Source organism: Curtobacterium sp. MCPF17_031 (genome assembly GCF_003234035.1).
In the GTDB taxonomy this organism is placed as follows: domain Bacteria; phylum Actinomycetota; class Actinomycetes; order Actinomycetales; family Microbacteriaceae; genus Curtobacterium.
In genome coordinates this window covers 120,764-136,362 of record NZ_QKSG01000009.1, presented here as the reverse complement: position 1 = coordinate 136,362, position 15,599 = coordinate 120,764, and the positions used below count along the sequence as shown (strand labels likewise).

Below are 15,599 nucleotides of genomic sequence, written 5' to 3'. Positions count from 1 at the left end.
GAGCACTGCCAGATGTCACTCCTCGCTGAAGCCGCAGAACATGCGGCCGGCGTCCCCGCGATCGTCTTCCCGATCGTCGCGGCCTGCGTCTTCACCCTCCTCGGCTTCGTCACGTGGAGCTTCCGCGACGTCGCCTACCGCCACTCGCACAAGTTCCAGGCCACCCGGCAGCACGAGACCGGTGTGGACGAGTTCGGCCACTCCAAGATCTGATCCGCCACCCGATGCTCGAGAGCACGGGTCGGCCGCGCATCGGGGTGATGGGCGGGACGTTCGACCCGATCCACCACGGTCACCTCGTGGCGGCGTCCGAGGTCGCGAAGCACTTCGACCTGGACGAGGTCGTGTTCGTCCCCACCGGCCAGCCGTACATGAAGTCCGAGGTCACCGACGCCGAGCACCGGTACCTGATGACCGTGATCGCGACCGCCTCGAACCCGATGTTCACGGTCAGCCGCGTGGACATCGACCGGCCCGGCCCGACCTACACCGTCGACACCCTCCGCGACCTGCACGAGCAGCGGCCCGACGCCCAGCTCGTCTTCATCTCCGGGGCGGACGCCGTCCAGCAGATCGTCGACTGGAAGGACCACGACGGGCTCTGGGACCTCGCACACTTCGTCGCCGTGACACGACCGGGACACCAGCTGAGCATCACCGGACTCCCAGAACGGGACGTTAGTGTGCTCGAGGTCCCCGCGCTGGCGATCTCCTCGACCGACTGCCGTGACCGGGTGCGGAGCGGGTCCCCCGTCTGGTACCTCGTGCCCGACGGCGTCGTCCAGTACATCTCGAAGCACCATCTGTATCGGAGCGTTGCATGAGTCCGTCCGACGCGCAGCCGCCGCTGTCGCGGCGCCAGATGCGTGAGCGCGAGCGCGCCGCCTCTGGCGGTGCCCAGCCCGCGACGCCGCCGCCGACCGTCGCCGCCCCCGCCACACCGGAGGCCCGTCGTCGCCCCGGTTCGCACGTCGCCCCCGGTGCGGCCACGGCCAACCAGGCGGCACCGCGATCCGCGGGAGCCGCCACCGGCGTGTCCGACGTGCCCCCGGCCTCCGCGACCGAGATCGTCCCCGGCACCGGCGGGATGTCCCGCCGACAGCTGCGGCTGCTGCGCGAGGCGCAGCAGCAGGGTGGCCGTCCCGTCCCGCTGCAGAACCCGACCCCGCAGTCGTCCGACCGCACCGTGCAGGACGTCCTCGGCACGCTGACGGGCCCCTCGTCCGTACCCGCACCGGATGCCCAGGTGCCGCCGTTGTCGACCCCGGTCGAAGCCGCTGCCGCCGGCATCGGGGCGCAGTCCTCGCCGCTCGTGCCCCTCGGGTTCGACGCGCCGACCGACGAGCGGTCGACTGACGCCACTGGCGCCACTGACCCCACTGACCCCACTGACGACACTGACGCCGGGGCTGGAGCCGGGGCCGGGCTCGGCGCTGGGGCCGGGCTCGGGGCGACGGAGGTCGCCGACGCTGACGCCGACGCCGACGCTGTTCAGGTCGATGGCGGGTCCGACGACGACGCCGTGCAGAGCCGGGCCGCCGAGGACGACGAGTCCTCGCACTGGCAGGACCCCAACCCGGAGCTCACGCACCTGGAACCCGCCGCTGTCGAGCAGGCCACCGCCGCTGACGGTTCGCCGGACGCCATCGAGCCCCTGGAAGAGGCGGCTGCGCACGGCGAGGAACCCCGCCAGCACCGCACGACCTGGGCGCCGCACGACGCCGACCCCGACGCGATCATGGCCGCGACCGACGACGTCGCCGCGCCCGCCAGCGAGCTGCCCGCCGCGGCTCCCGGCGTGTTCCCGCTCGACCTGGACGACGACGACACGAACGAGGTCCCGGTCGTCGTGCCGGCAGATGCGCCCGTCTCGGGACCGACATCCGCAGCGCAGCCGGGATCGACCCCGCGTCCGACATCCTCGGATGCGCCGCGCGAGCCGAAGCCCGTCACCACGGCGTTCCAGCCTCCGGCCGGCCACTGGTCGACCTTCGCCCACGACTCGAACGACGCCGAGGTGCACGACGAGGAGACCGGCACGCGCCGTGTCGCCGAGTCGCACACGAACGCCCTCATCCTGCCGAACTCGGCGCTGGCCGACCCCACCGGTGCGCTCAACGCCACCGGCGAGGTCATCCTCACCGGTTCGATCGACCTGCCCTCATCGCTGTCCTCGACCGGGTCGCACCGGCCGATCGACGGCGCAGAGGTCGACCGCCTCCTCGAGCAGCACGACGAGCAGCCGGACACGGACGCCAGTCCGGTCCGCGCGAGCCGTGCCGTGTCGAGCCACACGTCGACCCGCCAGGTCGTGCTCGCCGCCGCCAAGCCGAAGGACTCCAAGACGCCGGTCGTGCTGGCCGTCGCCGCGAGTGCCGTCGGTGTCGTCGCTGCCGGTGTCATCGTCGTCGCACTCGTCGCGACGAACTTCTTCGGCTCCTGAGCGAGCCTCGAACTCCGTGGGCATGGCCCGCGTCAGCGGTCTGACCTATGATCGTGACCCACATGAACATCCGGACGCACGCGTCGGGATGACCACCGGAAGGAATCCGTGACCGCCTCCGCTCGCGCACTCGAACTGACGCAGATCGCCGCTCAAGCGGCCGACTCCAAGCAGGCCGAGGACATCGTCGCCCTCGACGTCACCCGACCACTCCAGCTCACCGACGTCTTCCTGCTCGCCACCGGCCGCAACGAGCGCAACGTGCTCGCCATCGCCGATGAGATCGAAGACCGCCTGCTCCAGGTCGGTGCCAAGCCGCTTCGTCGTGAAGGCCGGAGCGAAGGCCGCTGGGCTCTGATCGACTTCGGGGACATCGTCGTGCACGTGTTCCACGAGGAAGAGCGCCAGTACTACTCCCTCGAGCGCCTCTGGTCGGACTGCCCGGTCATCCCGCTCGAGTTGCCGGCCGATCAGTCGCAGGGTGCCGAACAGTCGGCCTGACGCGGGTCTCAGCGCGACGCGCCCGGGTGGCGGTGACGATTTCGTCACCCGGTGTTCGCGTGGTGTACGCTGTACTGGTGCCTCCGGGGAACCGGGGGAACAGAAACCGGCCTTCGGGTCGTTTCGTTCTGGGTCTGTGGCGCAGCTGGTAGCGCACCTGCATGGCATGCAGGGGGTCAGGGGTTCGAGTCCCCTCAGATCCACCAGAAGCAAGGACACCACGAAGAAGCCCCGCCGCTCATGGAGCAGCGGGGCTTCTTCGTGTCGGGGCTTCTTCGTGTCTGGGCTTCTTCGTGTCTGGGCTTTGCGTGCCTGTGCTCGCGTGCCTGTGCTTGCCTGTTCGGGCATGCGGTCCGCGTGCTATCGGAGCCGGAGCCGGAGCCGGAGCCGGAGCCGGAGGCGGGCAGCCGGTCGCCGTCCGACTCGGTGCGTCCCGTTATCGGGCTGGCAACGAGACGCACCGAGTGATCCGCTGGTGACCGTCAGACGCGGCGCCGTGCGCGGGCGAGGGCTCGGAGTCCGAGACCGGCCATCAGCAGGAGGAACGCGCTGATGGCGGCCGCAGCGGTCCCTGTTGCTCCGGTGAAGGCGAGGGCGTGCCCGCGTGAGCCACCCGGATGCGCAGTCGTGTCGCCGTGGTCGTCCGGACCGCTGCCCGTCGACCCGCTGCTCCCGGACCCACCGTCTCCGGACCCGCCGACTCCGGGACCGCCGCTCCCCGCGCCGTCGCCCGGCTCGGGAGACGATGACGGCAGGACGCCGGCATCGATGCGGTCGTTCCGTTCGACGCCCTCGAGCGCCCCGTCCGGGCCCGTCCGCCGGGTGATCGTGATCGGTGCTGTCCGTCCGTCCGCCGCGACGTCGGAGTCGCGGGCGTCGTCGTCACCGACCGAGGGCATCGTGAACGTGCGATCCGGCACCGGTGCGACGGAGACGACGTAGTCGCCAGGGCGCAGGTCGTCCACGCCGTAGTGCCCCTCCCGGTCCGTTCGGGCGACCCGATCGACCTCTCGCCCCCGGTCGTCGGTGCCGTGCAACCGCACCGGGACGTCCGGGATCCCGGGCTCACCCGGGTCCTGTACGCCGTTGCCGTCCGAGTCCGTCCAGACCAGGTCACCCACGGCGCCCGACACGACCCGGACGGTTGCGGGGTTCGACCGGACCGGCAGCGCGAGGTCGGCGGAGCGGACCCCGAAGCGGTTCGTGTACCGGTCACCGTCCCGCTGCCCGTGGGTCGCGATGGACACACGGTGGGACACGGTCTCCCCGGGAGCGATCCCGTTCGGGTCGTCGATCCGGATGGCAGTGACGTCGGCGAGGGTGTCCGGACACCCGGCGCTGCCGAACGCGGTCTCCGCGCACCACGTCGTCGAGCCGCCGGGCTGGTTCGACTCGTCCGCGGGGTCGAGCGACACCGCCTCCGGGTCGGCGGCGGTGTAGACGACGGACTCCGCCGGGCCGGCATCGACGGGACGGGCCAGTTCGACTGCGCCGTGGAACGACGATCCGTCGCCGGCGTGCGGGAGGACGTCGACGAGCTGTACGTCGCGGACGGGATCCGTGTCGGTGTTCGTCGTGTCGAGCGACCACACCAGGTCGTCTCCCGTGACGACGACGGGGGCTTCCGCCCGCTTCTCGACGCGCAGGCCACCACTCGTCACGACCTGGACGGCCCGCGCGGCGGACCGGTACTCGGACGGAGACCGGTCCGTCGGAGCCGAGACCTCGACCCGGTTCTCCAGCGGCCCTGCCGGAGCATCCCGTGCGACGACGGCGGTGTAGGTGATCGGCGCGATGCGGGTGTTCGGCGTCACGTCGTCGATCGCCCAGGTCAGTCGCTGGTGCTCGGTGCCGTCGTCGTCGTCCCGGACCGTGTCGACCGCCGGCTCGACGGACGCGCTGCCCGGGCTGTACGCCATGTGTGCCGGGAGGACGTCACGGACCGTCACCAGTCGTGATCGCCCCGTCGTGTTCCCGTTCGTGAGCGACGGCGTGAGGACGTAGTCCACGGCGTTGCCGGGCACCACGGGAACCGGTGTGTCCGTGTCGCCCGCCGTGGCGGTCGAGGAGCTGGCACGCACCACGGTCTTCCCGATCCGGGCCAGGTCCTCGGTGACGAGCACGCTGTCGGACAACCCTCCGGCGCCGAGTTCGGGGTCGGAGCGGGTGTCGTGCACCCAGTCGGGGTGACGGTCGCTGAAGCGCACGTGCCCGAAGTCGTAGGCACGCGTCCCGTCGGCGACCTCGCGGACCGAGACGAACGAGGACAGCGCGGCAGTGGTGCCACCGACGACGTCACCGCGGGCACGGACGGCGCCGACGGCGTCGATCCCGCCCGGCACCTCCGCCGGGTCCGTGAACCAGGGACCGCGATCGTCGTCACAGGTGGCCCGGCGCTGCCCGTCCTCCGGACCGTCCATGTCGTACGCGGCGTACTCGACCCGCGCCTCGCGCAGCCCGCTGGTCCGGGCCGACGTCCCCTGCACCCGCGTCAGACGCTGCGTGTGCCGGTCGAACGTGTCGCACAGCACGGTGTTCCGGAACGTGTCGAGTCCGGGGTTCGAGGCGCTCACGTCGCTGCGGAGCACCGACCCGGGCGTGCTCCACGGATCACCCCGACGCGCCGAACCGTCGCCGGTCCGACCGCTGTCGTCCAGCACCCTGAGGAGACGCTTCCCCGCGGTCCCGACGGCGTCCGCCACGATGTTCCGTGTCGCCCGGTTGTCCGCCACGGGTTCGGCGTCCCCTGGGAAGTTCGGTGCCCCTGACGCCGCGTGCGTCACGACGTCGCGGAACGTGTTCACCGATCCGAGACTCGTGCCGGCGGGTGGGTTCGGCACCCAGAACGAGATGTAGCCCGAGACCACGAACCCGGGGGTGTTGCCGACGACGGGGCCGCCGAAGGCGTTCTGCGTCGGCATGCGTGACGCGTCGGTGACGGTCCCGGTGATCGCCACGGAGACGTCCTGACCGGCACCGGACTGCTCGCACGTGAACCGGCCGGAGCCGGCGACCGCCCGGGGGCCACCACCGCTCCCCGCCGGCAGCGAGGCGAACCGGGACGAGACGGACGGGTCGTTCGGACCGCACGGCGGAGCGTCCCCGTTCCAGAGCACCGCGCCGGACGGCAGGTCACCGCGCAGCTGCGAGACGTCGTCCGTGAACGTCATCCGCCCGTCACCTGGAGCGAACCCGAGCAGGCCCTGCCCGGGGACGACCGGCTGCCAGTCGACGGCGATCGGGAACACGAGTTGGAAGCCGCGTGTGCCGTCGGGTCCGGTGACGTCCGGGCGCAGCACGGAGCCGACGACCCGCTTGCTCAGGTTGTAGCGGGCCGCCGCCGAGACGGTGAGCCGCGGCGCGGTCGCCGAGACCGGTGCGTCCGCGTCGTCAGCGGTGGCGGTCCCCGTCACGATGACGGCGTCGCCGTCGTCGAGCCCGGCGGAGACGTCGAGGACGACGGGCACCGCGACCACCTGGCCTTCCGCCACGTCCCCGAGGACGCAGGTGAGGTCGCGGCCGTCGATGCCCGAGCCGGACGCCGAACAGCCTTCGGGCAGAGCCGCCCACGACGTCCCGGTCGGCGCGGTGACGGTGAAGCGTTGGCGATGGCCGACACCGCCGTTCGCGTTCACGGTCACCCGGTACGTGACCGAGTCGAGGGTGCGGACGACACCGTTCGTCGGCCCGCTGTCGCCGCCGGGTCGGTCATCGGGGCTGAACGGCCCCGCGCCGTCCGCCAGGACGTCGATCGCCAGCCCGACCTGCGGACGCCCGGCCGGACCCGGGGGAGCGGCGGTCGCTGGTGCGACCGTTCCGATCGCGATGCTGAGCACGGCCGTCGACGCGACGGCGATGCGTGTGGTGATGCGGTGACGCATGAGGATCCTCCGATGGTCAGCCGTCCCTGTTCCCCGTCCCCGTCCGGGCGGTGGAGGTGGTGACGGCGCAGGGAACGTAACCGGACGGCACCCCGGGCACCCAGTACTCGGTATTCCGTACTCCACTGGCGTCCCGATCGCCGCCCGGACGCGGTGCCCCGCTACGCTGAGCGCATGAGCAGCGCTGCGCCCCGGTCCGGAACCCAGACGTCCATCGCCTCCGACGGGTACACCGCCGAGATCGCGAGCGTCGGAGCCACCCTGCGCGCACTGCGGCACGACGGCCGAGACCTCGTCACCACGTTCGACGCCGACGACGTCCGCCCGGTCTTCCGCGGCGCCGTGCTCGCCCCCTGGCCGAACCGCGTCGTCGACGGCCGGTACACCTTCGACGGGGTCGAGCAGGAACTCGCGCTGACGGAGCCGAAGCGCGCACACGCCCTGCACGGTCTCGTGGCCTGGACCGACTTCGCCGTGCTCGAGCAGGACGCCGACCGGGTCGTCCTCGCCACCACCGTGCAGCCTCAGGAGGGCTACCCCGCCCGCGTCGAGGTGCGGGTCGAGTACCGCCTGGACGCCGACGGTCTGCACACCACGATCACCGGGACGAACACCGGGGACGACCGGGCACCCTGGGGGACCGGTCCGCACCCGTACCTCGTCGCCGGCGCGGGCACGGTCGACGACTGGACGCTGACGCTCCCGGCAGCCGAGGTGCTCGAGGTCACCGAGGACCGCCTGATCCCGACCGAGCTGGTCCCCGTGCACGACGAGTTCGACCTCCGCCTGCCGACGGCGATCGGCGCCCGCTTCATCGACCACGCCTTCACCGGCTTCGACCGTGACGCCGAGGGCACCGCCACGATCACCGTCACCGCGGCCGACGGGCACGGCGTGCGGGTCGCCTTCGGCAGGGACTGCGGGTGGGCGCAGGTGCACACCGCCGACCACGTCGTCCCCGAGTACCACCGCTCCGGCCTCGCCGTCGAGCCGATGACCTGCGCCCCGAACGCCTTCAACGCCGACGCCTTCGCCGGTGACGTGGACGCCGGACTCGTCGTGCTCGAGCCCGGCGACGCGCACGCTGCCGCGTGGACGATCTCGGCGGTCTGAGCGTCACGGTGGACCGTCCCGCGGGCGTACCGCGGATCGCGGTCCAGCGGCTCGCCGACGTCCCGGACCTCGGCGAGCTCGCCCGTCGCAGCACCGCCGACCTGGCCTGGCTGGACTCGGCGCTGCCGGTCGACTCGCCCGCAGCGGCGGCCCGCCGTGCGGCGTGGTCGGTCCTCGCCGTCCCGGACGGCCCCTTCGCCGCCTGCCTCCGGCACGAGGACCGGATCGCCCACGTCACGGTGTCGGGGTCGGCCGCCCGGTGGTTCGGGTCCAGCCGGGTCGAGAGCCGACCGGCCTTCGCCGTCCTCGACGAGCTGCTGCGCCGCACCCCGACGCTCGACGAGCCGTTGCCGGGGTGTGCGTTCGCCCTCGGCTGGGTGGGCTTCCTCGGCTACGAACTCGGTCGCGAGGTCGACGGACCCGACCGGACCGCTGACGGACACCCCGACGCCGACCTCCGGTTCGTCGACCGGGCCGTCCTGGTCCACGCGGACGGCTCCTCCTGGGCGATCGCGCTGGTGGACGACGACGCGCCGACTGCCTCGGATGCGAACCGGGCGTGGCTGGCGGAGGTGCGCGCGTCGGCGACGCGAGACGACGTCACGGTGGCACGCCCGGGCCTCCCGGCCGGGGACACGGTCGTCGTCGGGCGCGTCCTGGAGGCCCGTGGTCGCGTCCGCCGCGTCGCCCACGAGCACGCGGTGGACGTTTGTCGACACGAGATCCGCGAGGGCAACGCGTTCCAGGTGTGCCTGACGACCGCCTTCTCGGTGCCGGACGCCCGACCGAGCCGCGACGGCGATCGGTACCTGGCGGAGTACCGGCGCGTGCGCGAGGGGGACCCGGTCCCGTTCGGCGCGTACCTGCGCTGGGGCGACCTGCGGATCGCGAGCCGTTCGCCGGAGCGGTTCCTGCGGATCGACGCCGACGGGAGCGTGCTCGCCGAACCGATCAAGGGCACCCGTCCCCGTCACCCGGACCCGGTGGCGGACGCCGCGACACGCGCGGAGCTCTCCGACAGCGCGAAGGACCGCGCCGAGAACGTGATGATCGTCGACCTGCTGCGGAACGACCTGCTGCGGACGGCACGCCCGGGCACGGTGCGCGTGGAGCGGCTCTGCGACGTCGAGACCTACGCCAGCGTGCACCAGCTGGTGTCGACGGTCGCCGGGGTGCTGCCGGAGGGCACCTCCCGGGCCGAGGTGGTGCGTGCCGCGTTCCCACCGGGGTCGATGACCGGCGCGCCGAAGCGCAGCGCGACGGCGATCGCGGACCGCCTCGAAGCGGCGCCGCGCGGGGTCTACTCGGGGGCGATCGGGTACTTCTCGGCGAGCGGAGCGGTCGATCTGTCGGTGGCGATCCGGACACTGGTGACGGTCCTGCACCGGGACGGCCGCGTGCGGTCCCGGTCCCTCGGGGCCGGCGGCGCGGTGACGTGGTCCTCCACGGCGGCGGACGAGGCGGACGAGGTCGAGACGAAGACCCTGTCGGTGCTCGGGGGGATCGGGGCAGTGGCGCGCTGGTGATCGTCGGGTCCTGAACCGATCGAACGGGTGTTCGAGCGGTTGTCCACCGGATGTCGGTGCCGGTTGACAAGATCGAACACATGTTCGAATATGAGGGCATGCAGACGGCGGCGGCACTCCGGTCGCCCGATGAGCGTGGTGACCGCGGACGCGGGGACCGGGAGCACATCGGGCGGAACGGTGCTGCCCGGGCTTCCGACCACGTCGGTGCAACTCGTGCGGCGCTCGATCGGATCACCGCACTGCGCTCCCGGGTCGCCGACATGGAAGCGACCCGCGTGGACACCGAGGGGCTGCCCACGGCCGATGCCCTCGCGCCGCTGTTGCCCGGCGGCGCCATCCGCGCCGGTGGCACGTACTCCGTGCCGGAGTCGGTGCTGCTCGCCCAGACCATGCTGCAGGCGGCCTCCGCGGCCGGAGCCTGGTGCGCCGTGGTCGGGGTGCCGTCCTTCGGCGTCGAAGCCGCCGCCGCGGCCGGCATCGACCTGGAACGACTCGTTCTGGTGCCGGACCCGGGCGACCAGTGGCTCGCGGTCACCGCGGCGCTCGCCGACGTCGCGCAGATCGTCCTCACCCGGCCGCTCGGCCGCGTGGTGCCCGGTGACGTCGCCCGGCTCTCCGCACGCCTCCGCCAGCGCGGGGCCGCCCTCGTCGCACTCGGTTCCTGGCCCGGCGCGGACGTCACCCTGCGGGTCGCCGAGTCGCACTGGAGCGGCATCGGCCAGGGACACGGGTACCTCACCGAACGCCGGGTGACCGTCACCGCCTCGGGTCGGGCCGGAGCAGTCCGGCCGACCAGCACCGAACTGCTGTTGCCCGCGGCGGACGGGTCGGTGCGTGCGGCGGTCCCGGTGGCGGCCTCGGCCGGTGGGCGGGCCCTGCGTCCCGTGGCGGTGGCATCGTGAGCCCCCGCGGACGTCGGGCTCTGGCCGCCGGCCCACGTGGTGGTGCCGTGCTGCCGAATGTCGGGTCGTCCGGGGTGGGGCTGCCGGGTGCCGGAGCCGTCCGGGCCGACGCGCTCAGCCGTGGTGCCGGTCTGCCGGAACCCCCGCCGACCCGGACGATCGTGCTCTGGTGCCCGGACTGGCCCGTCATCGCCGCTGCCCGGGCTGCGGGCACCCCGCCCGAACAGCCGTTCGCCCTCATCGCGAAGGGCCTGGTCTTCGCGAGCTCCGCCTCGGCTCGACAGGTCGGCGTGGTGCGCGGACTGCGGGTCCGCGAAGCACAGGCACGTTGCACCGACCTGGTCACGCAGCCCTACGACGACGCACTCGACCACCGGGCGTTCGAGCCCGTCATCCGCGCGATCGAAGCCGCCGCGCCAGGGGTGGAGGTCCTGCGCCCCGGGACGATCGCGCTGCGTGCCCGCGGCCCGGCGCGCTACCACGGCGGCGAGCGGGCGGCCGCGACGATCCTGGCGGGCATCGCCGCCGACCACGGCGCACCCGGCGTGCGTGCCGGTGTGGCGGACACCCCGTTCGCGGCGGAGCAGGCTGCCCGGGCACGGCCGACCCGGCCGGGAGAGCGCGTCCGGATGGTGCCGGTCGGTGGATCGGGCACGTTCCTCGCCCCGCTGCCGCTCGGGGTGCTCAGCGACCCTGACCTCGCGATGGTGCTCGGCCGCCTGGGCCTCACGACGCTCGGCGACTTCGCAGCCCTCACCGACGAACAGGTGCGCGACCGCTTCGGCGTGCCCGGGGCATTCCTGCACCGGCTCGCCGGGGGTCGCGACCCGCGGGAGGTCTCCGCGCGGGACGTCCCACCCGACCTCGAGGTCCAGGCGTCCTTCGAGCCGCCGCTCGACCGCGCCGACCAGATCGCCTTCGCCTTCCGTCGTTCCGCCGACGAGTTCGCCGCGAAGCTCCGGGCGGCGGGGCTGGTGGCGACGACCATCCGCGTGGGCATCGTCGACGAACGGGACGTCCTGCTCGAACGGGTCTGGGCGCACCCGCGGTGGTTCGACGCCGCGGACGTGGTGGACCGGGTGCGCTGGCAGCTCGCCGGTGGGGTCGACCCGACCGGGCTCGAGGCTCCCGTGACCACGGTCGTGCTCGAACCGGTCGCGGTGGACGACCTGGCGAACCACGAGCGCGGGCTCTGGGGTTCCGGACCGGACGAGCGGGTCCACCACGGGCTGGCCCGGGTGCAGGGCATGGTCGGACACGACGGGGTCGTCACGCCCCGGATCGGTGGCGGGCGCACCCTGGCCGAGCGCATCGTGCTCGTGCCGTGGGGAGACACGCCGGTCGGTGGCGAGCGTGCCCTCGCGGTCGTGCGGGACCGTCCGTGGCCGGGAAGGCTCTCCGGGCCCCCGCCGGCGACGGTCCTCGAACGACCCCGGCCGGTGGACGTCGTCGCGGCGGACGGCGGATCCGTGGACGTCGACGACCGTGGCACCCTGACCGGCGAACCCGAGCAGTTCCGCTCCGACGGCGACCGCGGGGGACGGTTCACCGCCGTCACGGCCTGGGCGGGACCCTGGCCACTGGTCGTGCGCTGGTGGGAGTCCGGCGGGCGACGGCTGCACCGGTTGCAGCTCGTGGACGCCGACGGGCGTGCCTGGTACCTGGTCCTCGCCGACCACCGCTGGTGGGCAGAGGCGATCGCGACGTGAAGGACGGTTCCTGATGGGGTACAACAACCCGCCGATCCCGTGGTCGCAGTTCGAGCGCGCCCTCTCCGACAAGCGGAGCCCGGGCACGACCCCCGAGGGCGACGGTGGTGACAGCCCGGCCTGGTCGCGGAAGCGTGCGCCCTACCGACCGGCGGACCTCGCCGCGCCCGACGCGCCCCCGGCTGTCCCGTACGCCGAACTCCACGCGCACTCGACCTTCAGCTTCCTGGACGGCGCGAGCCCGCCCGAGCACCTGTTGGAAGAGGCTGCACGACTGGGCCTCCGTGGACTGGCGATCACGGACCACGACGGCTTCTACGGGGCCGCCCGGATGGCCGAGGTTGCCGAGACGTACCCGAGCATCACCACGGTCTACGGTGCCGAGCTGTCCCTCGGCCTCACCGAACCACAGAACGGCGTCCCCGACCCCGAGGGCTCGCACCTGCTGCTCCTGGCCGACGGGCAGGACGGGTACCACCGGATGGCCGGCGCGGTGACGGCCGCGCACCTCGCCGCGGGCTCCGAGAAGGGTCGGCCGCGGTACGACCTCGACGACCTCGCGGAACGCTCGGCCGGCCGGTGGCGGGTGCTCACCGGCTGTCGGAAGGGCAGCGTCCGTCAGGCCCTCGAACGCGGCGGTGAGAGCGCTGCCGAGCAGGCCCTCCGCGCACTGCTGGACCGGTTCGGCACCGGCAACGTGGTGGTGGAGCTCTCCGACCACGGTGACCCGCTCGACAGCGCCCGGAACGACGTCCTCGCCGTCCTCGCCGACCGGCACGCGCTGCCCGTCGTGGCGACCGGGAACGTGCACTACGCGACCCCGGACCGGTTCCCGGTCGCGACCGCCCTCGCCGCGGTCCGGGCCCGCCGCAGTCTCGACGAGATCGACGGGTGGTTGCCGGCAGCCGACACCGCACACCTCCGTTCCGGTGCCGAGATGGCGCGGCGGTTCGCGCGGTGGCCCGGAGCGGTGGAGCGGAGCGTGGAGCTCGCCGACGAGCTCGGGTTCGCGCTACGGACGGCGAAGCCCGGCTTGCCCGACCTGGACGTGCCGGACGGTCACACCCCGATGAGCTGGTTGCGAGACCTCACATGGCGCGGTGCGCGCCGGTTCTACCCCGGGGACGCCGACGGGGTGGACGCCCACAAGCGGGAGCGCATCGAACGCGAACTGTCCGTCATCGAGGACAAGGGGTTCCCCGGTTACTTCCTCATCGTCCGGGACATGGTGCAGTTCGCCCGGAGCCGGGGGATCCTCTGCCAGGGACGCGGGTCCGCGGCGAACTCGGCGGTCTGCTTCCTGCTCGAGATCACCGCGGTCGACTCGATCCGGTACGGCTTGCCGTTCGAACGGTTCCTGTCGTCGATGCGCGACGAGGAACCCGACATCGACGTGGACTTCGACTCCGACCGGCGGGAAGAGGTGATCCAGTACGTCTACGACAAGTACGGCCGGTTCAACGCCGCACAGGTCGCGAACGTCATCACCTACCGGCCCAAGGGCGCCGTGCGGGACATGGCGAAGGCGCTCGGCCACAGCCCCGGCCAGCAGGACGCCTGGTCGAAGCAGGTCGAGCGGTGGGGCTCGGTCACCGAGAGCCAGGACCACGACATCCCGGAACCCGTGGTCGACCTGGCGCAGCAGGTCCTCGGGTTCCCGCGGCACCTCGGCATCCACTCGGGCGGGATGGTCCTGACCGACCGGCCGGTGGGCGAGGTCGTGCCGATCGAGCACGCCCGGATGGACGGCCGGACCGTCCTGCAGTGGGACAAGGACGACTGTGCCTACATGGGGCTCGTGAAGTTCGACATGCTCGGGCTCGGCATGCTCGCCGCGCTGCAGTACTCGTTCGACCTGGCCGCGGACCACTGTGGGGAGCGGTGGGACATGCACGCCATCCCGAAGGAGGAACAGGGCGTCTACGACCAGCTCTGCCGCGCGGACACGATCGGGGTCTTCCAGGTGGAGTCCCGTGCGCAGATGGGCACGCTGCCCCGGCTGCTGCCCCGACGGTTCTACGACCTGGTCATCGAGGTCGCCCTCGTCCGCCCCGGGCCGATCCAGGGCGGCGCGGTCCACCCGTACATCCGACGCCGCACCGGCGAGGAACCGGTCACCTACATGCACCCGGCCCTCGAACCCGTGCTGGAACGGACGCTCGGCGTGCCGCTGTTCCAGGAACAGCTCATGCAGATGGCGATCGCGGTCGGCAACTGCTCCGGGGACGACGCCGACCTGCTCCGCCGCGCGATGGGGTCCAAGCGTGGCCTCGAGAAGATCGACCGGCTCCGGGACAAGCTCTACCGGGGGATGGCGGAGAACGGCATCCTCGGCGAGGACGCCGACGCCATCTACGCCAAGATCCAGGCGTTCGCGAACTTCGGCTTCGCGGAGAGCCACTCGATCAGCTTCGCGCTCATCGTCTACGCCAGCGCGTGGATGCGCCTGCACTACCCGGGAGCGTTCCTGGCGGCGCTGCTCCGGGCGCAGCCGATGGGCTTCTACTCACCGCAGACCCTCGTCGCCGACGCCCGGCGGCACGGGGTCCGTGTGCTCCGGCCGGACATCCTGCGGTCCGAGGTCGACGCGACCCTCGAGCCGATCGACGACCCCGACCACCCCGATCGCCCCGACCGTTCCGCCGGTCACACGGGTCTCGCGGGTTCCGCCGCTCACGCCGCCGGCGGCCTGGGGGACGCGTGCCTGGCGACGGAGCAACCGCCCGTGCTGCCCTTCGACCGGGACGCCGAGGACGACACCGCCGCCCACCGACGGGACGGCGCGTTCGCCGTGCGACTCGGGTTGGCCGAGGTCGCCTCGCTCGGCCGACGCAGCGCCGAGCGCATCGTCACCGAACGGCGGGCGAACGGGCCCTTCACCGACATGTCCGACCTGGCCAGGCGGGTCGGCCTCACCACGGCACAGCTCGAGGCCCTCGCCGCCGCCGACGCGTTCGAGTCCCTGGGCATCGACCGCCGGGCCGGCATGTGGTCCGCAGCGCAGGCGGCGGCGGAGCGGGCCGACCAGTTGCCGGACACTCAGGTCGTCGTGCAGCCGCCGCTGTTCGGGCAGATGACGAGCGGGGACGTCCTCATCGCGGACATGTGGTCGACGGGCATGTCAACCGACGACCACCCGATGGGCCACCTCCGTCCGGAGCTGTCCGACCGTGGGGTGCTCAGCGTCGAGGACACCCGGACGGCGGAGACCGGTCGGCGCGTCGAGGTCGGCGGCATCGTCACGCACCGGCAGCGTCCGGCGACGGCGTCGGGTATCACGTTCCTCAACGTCGAGGACGAGTCCGGGCTGGTGAACGTCATCTGCAGCGTCGGCGTGTGGGGGCGGTACCGGCGGGTGGCCCGGGAGTCGCCGGCGGTCATCGTGCGGGGGATCCTGGAACGCTCGCCGGACGGCGTCGTGAACCTGGTCGCGGACCGGATCGAGCACCTGCCCCTCGCGGTCCGGACCCGGTCCCGGGACTTCCAGTGAGCGCGGCACTTCCCGTGAACGCGGAGCTCCC

At 72.8% G+C, this 15,599-nt stretch carries 10 protein-coding genes and 1 tRNA gene; 10 read left to right on the top strand and 1 reads right to left on the bottom strand.

The annotated features are described in order from the left end of the window. Positions 1–12: 12 nt before the first annotated feature. The 5 genes from DEJ31_RS13505 to DEJ31_RS13485 all read left to right on the top strand — a co-directional run bounded on the left by DEJ31_RS13505 (position 13) and on the right by DEJ31_RS13485 (position 3,150). Positions 13–213 carry a hypothetical protein gene (locus DEJ31_RS13505; RefSeq protein ID WP_110903974.1) on the top strand — a complete coding sequence of 67 codons (201 nt, stop codon included), beginning with the start codon at positions 13–15 and terminating at the stop codon, positions 211–213. Positions 214–224: 11 nt separating this feature from the next. Then, on the top strand, positions 225–824 hold the full coding sequence (gene nadD, locus DEJ31_RS13500) for a nicotinate-nucleotide adenylyltransferase (protein ID WP_110903973.1): 600 nt from the start codon (positions 225–227) through the stop codon (positions 822–824). Then, positions 821–2,443 carry a hypothetical protein gene (locus DEJ31_RS13495; RefSeq protein WP_111122115.1) on the top strand — a complete coding sequence of 541 codons (1,623 nt, stop codon included), beginning with the start codon at positions 821–823 and terminating at the stop codon, positions 2,441–2,443. The genes nadD and DEJ31_RS13495 overlap by 4 nt, the downstream gene beginning before the upstream one ends. A 108-nt stretch (positions 2,444–2,551) precedes the next feature. Then, positions 2,552–2,944 (top strand): ribosome silencing factor, encoded by a 393-nt coding sequence (gene rsfS / locus DEJ31_RS13490; protein WP_111122114.1) that lies wholly within the window; start codon positions 2,552–2,554, stop codon positions 2,942–2,944. Positions 2,945–3,074: 130 nt separating this feature from the next. Then, positions 3,075–3,150, top strand: a tRNA-Ala gene (locus DEJ31_RS13485). A 276-nt stretch (positions 3,151–3,426) separates the two neighbouring features. On the opposite strand, the gene DEJ31_RS13480 is transcribed toward DEJ31_RS13485, so the two are convergent. Beyond that, the gene (locus DEJ31_RS13480) at positions 3,427–6,825 is read right to left on the bottom strand and encodes an SdrD B-like domain-containing protein (RefSeq protein WP_181433531.1); all 3,399 of its coding nucleotides are present in this window, start codon (positions 6,823–6,825) and stop codon (positions 3,427–3,429) included. 174 nt (positions 6,826–6,999) lie between these two features. Here DEJ31_RS13480 and DEJ31_RS13465 point away from each other — a divergent pair, with 174 nt between their 5' ends. The 5 genes from DEJ31_RS13465 (at position 7,000) to DEJ31_RS13445 (ending at position 15,568) form a co-directional block, all read left to right on the top strand. After that, on the top strand, positions 7,000–7,938 hold the full coding sequence (locus DEJ31_RS13465; protein ID WP_110903968.1) for an aldose 1-epimerase family protein: 939 nt from the start codon (positions 7,000–7,002) through the stop codon (positions 7,936–7,938). Further along, positions 7,917–9,464: an anthranilate synthase component I family protein gene (locus tag DEJ31_RS13460; protein ID WP_111122112.1), complete on the top strand. Its 1,548-nt coding sequence runs from the start codon at positions 7,917–7,919 to the stop codon at positions 9,462–9,464. The genes DEJ31_RS13465 and DEJ31_RS13460 overlap by 22 nt, the downstream gene beginning before the upstream one ends. 80 nt (positions 9,465–9,544) lie before the next feature. Further along, a complete protein-coding gene (locus DEJ31_RS13455; RefSeq protein ID WP_258366307.1) occupies positions 9,545–10,369 on the top strand; it encodes a hypothetical protein in 825 nt (274 codons plus the stop codon). Positions 10,370–10,416: 47 nt separating this feature from the next. Next, positions 10,417–12,078 (top strand): DNA polymerase Y family protein, encoded by a 1,662-nt coding sequence (locus DEJ31_RS13450; RefSeq protein ID WP_258366306.1) that lies wholly within the window; start codon positions 10,417–10,419, stop codon positions 12,076–12,078. 13 nt (positions 12,079–12,091) lie between these two features. After that, positions 12,092–15,568 carry an error-prone DNA polymerase gene (locus DEJ31_RS13445; protein WP_111122111.1) on the top strand — a complete coding sequence of 1,159 codons (3,477 nt, stop codon included), beginning with the start codon at positions 12,092–12,094 and terminating at the stop codon, positions 15,566–15,568. The last annotated feature ends 31 nt before the right edge of the window (positions 15,569–15,599 follow it).